Genomic DNA, 7,777 nt, shown 5'->3' with positions numbered 1-7,777 from the left:
TCCCCACTTCCCCACTTGCCTCTGAGAAAAAAAAATGCTACGATAAAACCAAATCGGGCTTCTACGTTGGTGACTGCCTTTCAAGTTTTTTGATCTATGCTTGATTGTGATAAGGGAGCAAGTAACCAATCCGTGTGGTAGTAAACCGAGCTTGTACTCGGAAACAGAAACGCGGAATATAAGTTCCCACCTGGTTAACCCAGGTCATAAACTTAGGTAAAACGGCGTAGCGGTCTTTTCAAGTTTTTCGAGCATATATAGGCCAAATTATGGGGAGATTTCCTGTACTTCCTTAGTTTTGCCCTCTTGGTTGGTCAAAAAAGCCAGTATCTATATTTTTTTCTAGGTTAAAGACTACTGTTTTCGGTAACGCTTGTCACCGCTAAATTGTGACAATCCGGACTACACTAGGGAGAAATTTATGAATTATTGTTAAGCAATGACTGAAAAACAGCCAAGAGTTGTTATCATCGGCGGCGGATTTGCGGGTTTATACACGGCCAAAGCCCTAAAAAACGCCCCCGTTCATGTTACCCTCATCGATAAGCGAAATTTCCATCTTTTTCAGCCCCTCCTCTATCAAGTTGCTACTGGGGCGCTGTCTCCGGCCGATATCTCCTCACCTTTGCGCTTAATCCTACGGGGCCATGACAATACAGATATTCTCCTCGATCATGCCATAGATATAGATCCAGTCAAGGGAGAAGTGATCTTGGAAGATCACCCACCGATCGCCTACGATCAATTAGTTATTGCCACGGGAGTCAGTCATCACTATTTTGGCAATGATCAATGGCAGCCCTACGCTCCAGGGTTAAAAACCATTGAAGATGCAGTAGAAATGCGTCGTCGCATCTATCTTGCTTTCGAGAAGGCCGAGAAAGAAATCGATGCCGAAAAGCGGCAAGCTTTATTAACTTTTGTGATTGTCGGTGGCGGACCGACGGGGGTAGAATTAGCAGGAGCGATCGCTGAAATTGCCCACGGTGCGCTTAGGTCTGATTTTCACCAGATTAACCCCACAGAAGCGAAAATTTTGCTTTTAGAAGGGATGGAGCGGGTATTACCCCCATATTCACCCGATTTATCCGCTAAAGCTGCCGCTTCTCTCACAAAATTAGGGGTGACAGTGCAAACTAACAGCATCGTTACCAATATTGTTGAAGGTTGTGTCACCGTCCGTCAGGGAGAAAAAACCACAGAAATCGCTGCCGAGACAATTTTATGGGCAGCAGGGGTAAAAGCATCGAGAATGGGGCGAATTTTGGCCGAAAGAACCGGGGTAAATCTCGATCGCGTCGGCCGGGTAATCGTTGAACCCGATTTAAGTATCGCCGGTTATGCCAATATTTTTGTGATCGGGGATCTGGCTAATTTTGCCCATCAGGGAGATAAACCTTTACCCGGAATTGCCCCCGTGGCCATGCAGGAGGGCGAATATCTGGCGAATTTATTAATTTCTCGCCTAAAAGGGCAAACTATTAAACCTTTTCATTATATCGATCGAGGTAGTCTGGCAGTGATCGGCCAAAATGCGGCCGTGGTTGATTTGGGATTTGTCAAGTTTTCCGGGTTTATCGCTTGGTTAGTCTGGGTTTGGGCCCATATTTACTATCTGATCGAATTTGATAATAAATTAGTGGTGATGGTGCAATGGGGTTGGAATTATTTTACCCGCGGTCGTGGCGCTCGTTTGATTACGGGAGAGGGGCAGAATTTAGCCTCGGGACAATTGCCGCAAAATAACAGCCAAAATAATAATAATCTGGCCGTTTCTAACCAGACGGAAACTCTCTCTGCGCGATCGTGAAAGGGTGAAAAAATAGCCGTGATTATCCGGTTATCAGTTAGCAGGTAAGAACAATCGATCATGAAAATAGAACGTCCTAACAGTCTAGAAATTACCCCAGAGGAAAGCCAAGAATTAGAATATTTACGAGTTACAATTGAACGAGCGATCAAAGATGGTGTGATCACAAGAATAGAATTTGAATCGATTAAAACAATCATGTTTTCTAATAAGAAAAATAATCCCGACCAAATCCTCCGGCAAGTGACACTCTATCGCCATTTAGTCGTTGAAAAAATGAATAATGGCGAACTAATTTTTGAACCTCCCCAATAGGGCGAAATTCCTTTTTTAGCTATTTAGTACAAATGCTCAAACTTTCTTTCCCTTCTTCCCACTCCCCACTATCCTATACCTTTTAAACGGGATTTAGTAAGTAGCTAGACACAATTAATTAGGGCTTGCGGCAAAAAGTACGGGCGAAGCATTCGGATAGAAAATCTACGGTTTCACCGATAGGTTATTGCCCGAATGCTTCGCCCCTACAGGACTCGGGCTGATGAAGACGCAAGGTTTTTAACGACGATTCTCTCAAAATCTTGCACCTGTTTCGCGAGAAAAGCCATAAAACTCTTACGTTGCCTACATTTCACATTTATTCAGCAAGCCCTAATTATACATATCTAAACACCTCTTGCCTTTTGCCTTTTGCCTTTGTTAGCTTATTCTTTTTTGTCGCCACCCGGAAAAGCTCGACCTTGAATATTTTCTAAAGCTGAAACTGCCGCCCTGGAACCGGCGATAATATCCCGTTCTTCTCCCCCTAAATATAAGCGTCCAAAACTGCCCACGGAAGTAACGTGTAGGATATTAATTAAAGCGGCTTTTTCGGCCTGATTAGCGGCGAGGGAAGCGTAGGCGGCTGGTTGCACTTCTAAAACGTATAAAGTCTGTCCCGCCATTAACATCATACCCCTAGAACTACGGTTAATTAATTGGGCTTGGTAAGCGTCAATGTTGCGAATAATTTGGCTAGAGACAATTTGCGGTTTCAGACAATCGCGCTGACTAACGCCTAAATACTGCAAAATTGCCTGGCCGGCCGCCCTGACCTCTCCCTGACTGCTAGAATGGAGTTCTAAGAGTCCATAGAGTCGTTCTACGAATAGAACCCCCGGACGAACCACGGCGGATTTGAGGGCAATATCGGTGATGCGATTAATCTCGATGCCGGGGGAAATTTCAATCCAGAGGGAAGCATCCCCGGGTAAGGGTAAAAATCCTTGGGCGACTGTACCGATGTAAGCGGCGTGTTGAAGCTGTAAATTGTCAAGATAAACGTAACTGCGAAGTTCTACACCCAAGCTGATTTCTCCCTCTTTCTGTCCTCTAGCCAATCCCCATTCCAACCCGGGAGCGATGATTAATCAATCCTTAATTAGGGCTTAGGCATTACCATCTTTCACTATAGTATAGAATTGGTGGCCTTTAAATTTGCCTGATAGAAAGGGTAAAAAACTATAATTATGGGTACAAACTAAGGGAAAAACCAGCATGACGATTCTTTTAGGGGGAGATATCGGGGGAACTAAAACAATCCTGCGTTTAGTGGATTGCCAAAACTCACCGGATAGTCCCCAACCCCTGCTAACTACTCTCGATCAAGAAATTTATCCCAGTGAACAATACCCCGATCTGGTGCCGATCGTCCGGCAGTTTTTGGCCCGACAGGCTACTATTCCCCCAGTGACAAAAGCTTGTTTCGGTATTGCAGGTCCGGTGGTTAACAATAGTTCCGAATTGACTAATTTAAGTTGGTCTCTAACTGGCGATCGCCTAAGCCGTGAGCTGCAGATTGAGCGAGTAAAATTAATTAATGATTTTGCGGCGATCGGTTATGGGGTGTTAGGATTAGCCCCAGAGGAGCTGCACAATCTACAGTCGGCTCCGGCAGTACCGGATGCCCCGATTGCGGTTATCGGTGCGGGGACGGGGTTAGGAGAGGGTTTTTTGATTCCTATCTCGAAGGGTAAATATCGGGTCTTTGCTACTGAGGGATCCCACGCTGATTTTGCCCCTCGATCGAGTTTAGAATATCAACTATTAAATTATCTCTTGGAACTCTATAATATCGACCGCCTTTCAGTGGAGCGAGTGGTTTCTGGTCCTGGAATCACTTCTATCTATCGATTTCTCCACGATAGTAACTATAGTCAGTCATCACCGGCCATGGCGGAAATTTACCGCACTTGGTTAGCAGAAATGGATAAACCGCAAAAAACCGTCGATTTAGCGGCTAAAATTGCCAGTTTTGCCCAAGATAACTCGGATCATCTCTGTTATCAAACCATGAAAATCTTTGTCGAGGCCTACGGTGCGGAAGCGGGCAATTTAGCCCTGAAGTTGCTTCCCTACGGAGGATTATACATCGCGGGAGGGATTGCGGCCAAAAATCTTCCCCTAATGACCGAGGGTAGCTTTATGAAGGCTTTTCGGGCTAAAGGTCGGATGAGGGAGCTATTAAGCAATATTCCCGTCCATATCGTTCTTAATGCTCAAGTGGGACTGATGGGGGCGGTTTACTGTGCTAGTCAGCTATGAGGGAGGGTTTAGTGGAGATGGCTAGGGATTATTTTCAGGTGGTGATTCGGTAGTAGTGATGGAGGCTTAATCCTTTCCTTTGCTGTGCATTAGAACTCTTGCAAATTAATTATATGTTATGATGGTAGGCTAACTAATTTTTTGGGAAAATTAGCCAATTAGTGCATTTTTTCTGAATGAAAACCTGAAGTTTTACTTTTAACTCAAAACTCTTTATATATGCTTTAATTTGGTTATCAAAACCTCTTTATTTAAGCTGCAGAAACCATCTCAATTTTTATTATTGAGAATAAATTATCCTTGACTGGATTAATGTTTGGCAACTTTTAAGAAGTTGCTATAACTATTCCTAACTCATAGTTATAAATAGTCGTCAAAAAGTTAACTTTTAAACTATATCTTCGACGACAGTTCCGATATTTACGCGATAATATTTTCAAGATTTTGAGTTTCCTATTTATAGGTTAAATGATAATCCTTTCTTTGGCTAAAGCATTGTTATACTCCTTTTATAACTCTGTTAATTTTCTATTTTTCGGTTTCTTTTTCGGTGTATAACTATTACTATGGTATGCATCTATTCCCTGATAATCATTGTCTTCTCTGCTGGGAGTTAAAGGATGAAACCGAACTCGACTTTTTTAAAATAAACTAAAATCGTGACCTCTAGCTTTCCCACAACAGACACAGATAATTTCCTCGGTATTTTTATCAGCTACTAATTGAGATTTTAAAGTATGATAACCTCTTTTACCACCAAAAAAATTTTTCTGTTTCTTTTTGGGGCGTTCCCTAGGAGTTTCCGTTACATCCATTACCGTTATGACCGGTATCTCTGCTTGATTTAGTAGAGCTTTTTTTCCTTTTAAACGGAAGTTTCCCGATTGTAAAAGCATTTTTTCCGTCTTATTTACAATCCTAACTTTATACCAAATAGGAACTGGAGATACTGCCTAGGTCGGGGATGTAAGACCAAAAACTGGGTGTAAGTCGGTTTTGAGGCAATCCCCCGTGACATAGGAAGTAGTTCACCTTGACTGGAATGTATAACACCCATTTCCTCCTACAGATACCTAGAGAGCGTTTCTGCTCAAATCGACGATCGACTCCTCCCTGACCATTAAGATAGCTGTTATCAGTAATTATCGGAAAATAAATTTCCATACCTTATTTCCTCGTGGCACAATAGAGACAAAGTATAAAAAACTTAACAATAAGGAGGAGTTCGATGGTTGCTACACCAGTCAAAACAAAACGTCTCACTGTGCAGGTGGCCGATCTCACCGCAGACATCACCGCTATTCGTTCCCTCGATTGGGATCGCGATCGCTTCGATATTGAATTCGGATTACAAAACGGTACGACTTATAACTCCTATCTGATTCGTGGGGAAAAAATCGCCCTTGTGGATACCTCTCACGAAAAATTCCGTCAACTATATTTTGATAGTCTCAACGGATTAATTAACCCCCAAGAAATCGATTATTTAATTATCAGTCATACCGAACCTGATCACAGTGGTTTAGTCAAAGATCTGCTACAACTCGCTCCCAATATTACCGTCGTTGGGTCGAAGGTAGCAATTCAGTTTTTAGAGAATTTAGTTCATCATCCCTTTCAACGTCAACTGGTCAAAAATGGCGATCAGTTAGACCTAGGCAATGGTCACATTCTCGAATTTGTTAACGCTCCTAATTTACACTGGCCCGATACTATCTTTACCTACGATCACGGTTCGGGAATTTTATTTACCTGTGATGCTTTTGGAATGCACTACTGTTCCGATGATCTTTACGATGAGCAATTAAGTGCTATTGAACCAGATTATCGCTTCTATTATGAATGTTTAATGGCTCCTAATGCTCGCTCGGTACTAGCGGCGATGAAACGGATGGAACCCCTAGGTAATATTAATCTCGTGGCTAATGGTCATGGACCAGTATTAAAACATAATGTTACTGAATTATTGACCCGTTATCGTGATTGGAGTCAGGCACAAACAAAAGCAGAAAAAACCGTCGCTGTTTTCTACATTGCCGACTATGGTTATAGCGATCGCCTCTGTCAATCTATTGCCAAAGGTATTACTAAAACTGGTTTGGCTGTAGAAACTTTAGACCTGAAATCCGCCGATCCCCAAGAGGTAAAAGAATTAGCTTCTTCTGCGGTGGGAATCATCATCGGTACTCCCCCGGTTTCTGGTATTAATGCCCAAGAAATTACGGGTAATCTAGGCACAATTCTCGCCTCGGTTAACCCCAAACAATACCTCGGAATGTTTGAATCTAAAGGGGATGATGATGAATCAATTTTACCTCTATTTAATAAGTTTCGTGAAGTTGGTTTAACCAAAGCTTTTGATCCCATTCGTAGCGCAGAAACTCCTAACGAGAGTCTCTATCAACGCTGTGAAGAAGCAGGAACAGATATGGGACAACTATTAACCCAAGAGGTAAAAGTTAAACAAAGAAAATCCCTCGATACTGACCTCGATAAAGCCATCGGACGCATTAGTGGTGGCTTATATATTATTACCACCAAGAAAGGAGACAGAAGCGGTGCAATGGTCGCTTCTTGGGTGACGCAAGCAAGTTTTGATCCTCCCGGTTTTACCGTTGCTGTGGCCAAAGATCGGGCGATCGAGTCTTTAATGCAAGTGGGGGATCAATTCATTTTAAATATTCTGGAAGAAGGCAATTATCAAACCCTGATGAAACACTTTTTAAAACGTTTCGGACCTGGGGAAGATCGTTTCGCAGGAGTCAATACTCACACCGCTAATAATGGTTCCCCAATTTTAGCCGATGCTCTCGCTTATTTAGAATGTGAGGTCGCTAGTCGCATGGAATGTGCTGACCACTGGATTGTTTACAATAAAGTCACCGATGGTCGCGTTTCTAAACCTGATAGTTTAACGGCTGTTCACCATCGCAAAGTCGGTAATTATTATTAGGATTTTTGCTTGATTTGACTGGTTGAGAAAATACAGATCAAGATGTTTGCTCTCAGCTTTTGAGATGGTTTAACCCCTCAACCAGTTGGTCATACTAAATCCGTTGAGTATAGGCTACATATCAGGATAGGCAATAGACAAAAGAAGTACAAGGGTATCCGAGGGGGTCAACGAGAGAATAAGGATTTTAGCGATTGTCTTACCCCCTCAGATGCTTATAGATTGTCACAACAATATAAATTTATCTTATGGTAATACTCAAAGAAAAGGTTTTTCTCCGCGCCACTACCTTATAAGCTAAAACGCACTTAAACCACCTAAAATAGAAATAGTAACTTGAGAAAAATCCTACTTATGCCAGCCAAAGATTTCCTAGACTTAGAAGAAAAGAAAAACTTACAAAAAGCTCTTAAAGAAGAAGAAAGAGCAGAGGT

Annotated in this window: 5 protein-coding genes, 1 other RNA gene and 1 pseudogene; 5 read left to right on the top strand and 2 right to left on the bottom strand. The window is 42.4% G+C overall.

The window, feature by feature from the left end; all coding sequences use genetic code 11:
- Positions 1-52: 52 nt before the first annotated feature.
- The 3 genes from ssrS to PN470_RS06395 all read left to right on the top strand — a co-directional run bounded on the left by ssrS (position 53) and on the right by PN470_RS06395 (position 2,125).
- Positions 53-240, top strand: a non-coding RNA gene (gene ssrS, locus PN470_RS06405) — 6S RNA.
- A gap of 199 nt (positions 241-439) precedes the next feature.
- Positions 440-1,810, top strand: coding sequence for an NAD(P)/FAD-dependent oxidoreductase (locus PN470_RS06400; RefSeq protein ID WP_272104100.1), 1,371 nt, complete (start codon positions 440-442; stop codon positions 1,808-1,810).
- A 60-nt stretch (positions 1,811-1,870) separates the two neighbouring features.
- Positions 1,871-2,125: a hypothetical protein gene (locus PN470_RS06395; RefSeq protein WP_103112195.1), complete on the top strand. Its 255-nt coding sequence runs from the start codon at positions 1,871-1,873 to the stop codon at positions 2,123-2,125.
- Positions 2,126-2,511: 386 nt separating this feature from the next.
- Here PN470_RS06395 and PN470_RS06390 read toward each other — a convergent pair whose 3' ends face one another.
- Positions 2,512-3,153 (bottom strand): hypothetical protein, encoded by a 642-nt coding sequence (locus PN470_RS06390; RefSeq protein ID WP_103112280.1) that lies wholly within the window; start codon positions 3,151-3,153, stop codon positions 2,512-2,514.
- A 190-nt stretch (positions 3,154-3,343) separates the two neighbouring features.
- Here PN470_RS06390 and PN470_RS06385 point away from each other — a divergent pair, with 190 nt between their 5' ends.
- Positions 3,344-4,390: a glucokinase gene (locus tag PN470_RS06385; protein WP_271935305.1), complete on the top strand. Its 1,047-nt coding sequence runs from the start codon at positions 3,344-3,346 to the stop codon at positions 4,388-4,390.
- Between the two features lie 326 nt (positions 4,391-4,716).
- Here PN470_RS06385 and PN470_RS06380 read toward each other — a convergent pair.
- Positions 4,717-5,310 (bottom strand): annotated as a pseudogene (locus PN470_RS06380) (transposase family protein); the annotation flags it as partial.
- Between the two features lie 308 nt (positions 5,311-5,618).
- On the opposite strand from PN470_RS06380, the gene PN470_RS06375 reads away from it, so the two are divergent.
- The gene (locus PN470_RS06375; RefSeq protein ID WP_016516677.1) at positions 5,619-7,343 is read left to right on the top strand and encodes a diflavin flavoprotein; all 1,725 of its coding nucleotides are present in this window, start codon (positions 5,619-5,621) and stop codon (positions 7,341-7,343) included.
- The last annotated feature ends 434 nt before the right edge of the window (positions 7,344-7,777 follow it).

The organism is Microcystis sp. CS-574 (genome assembly GCF_028329095.1).
GTDB lineage: Bacteria > Cyanobacteriota > Cyanobacteriia > Cyanobacteriales > Microcystaceae > Microcystis > Microcystis ichthyoblabe_A.
This window is presented reverse-complemented; position numbering and strand designations above follow the sequence as displayed.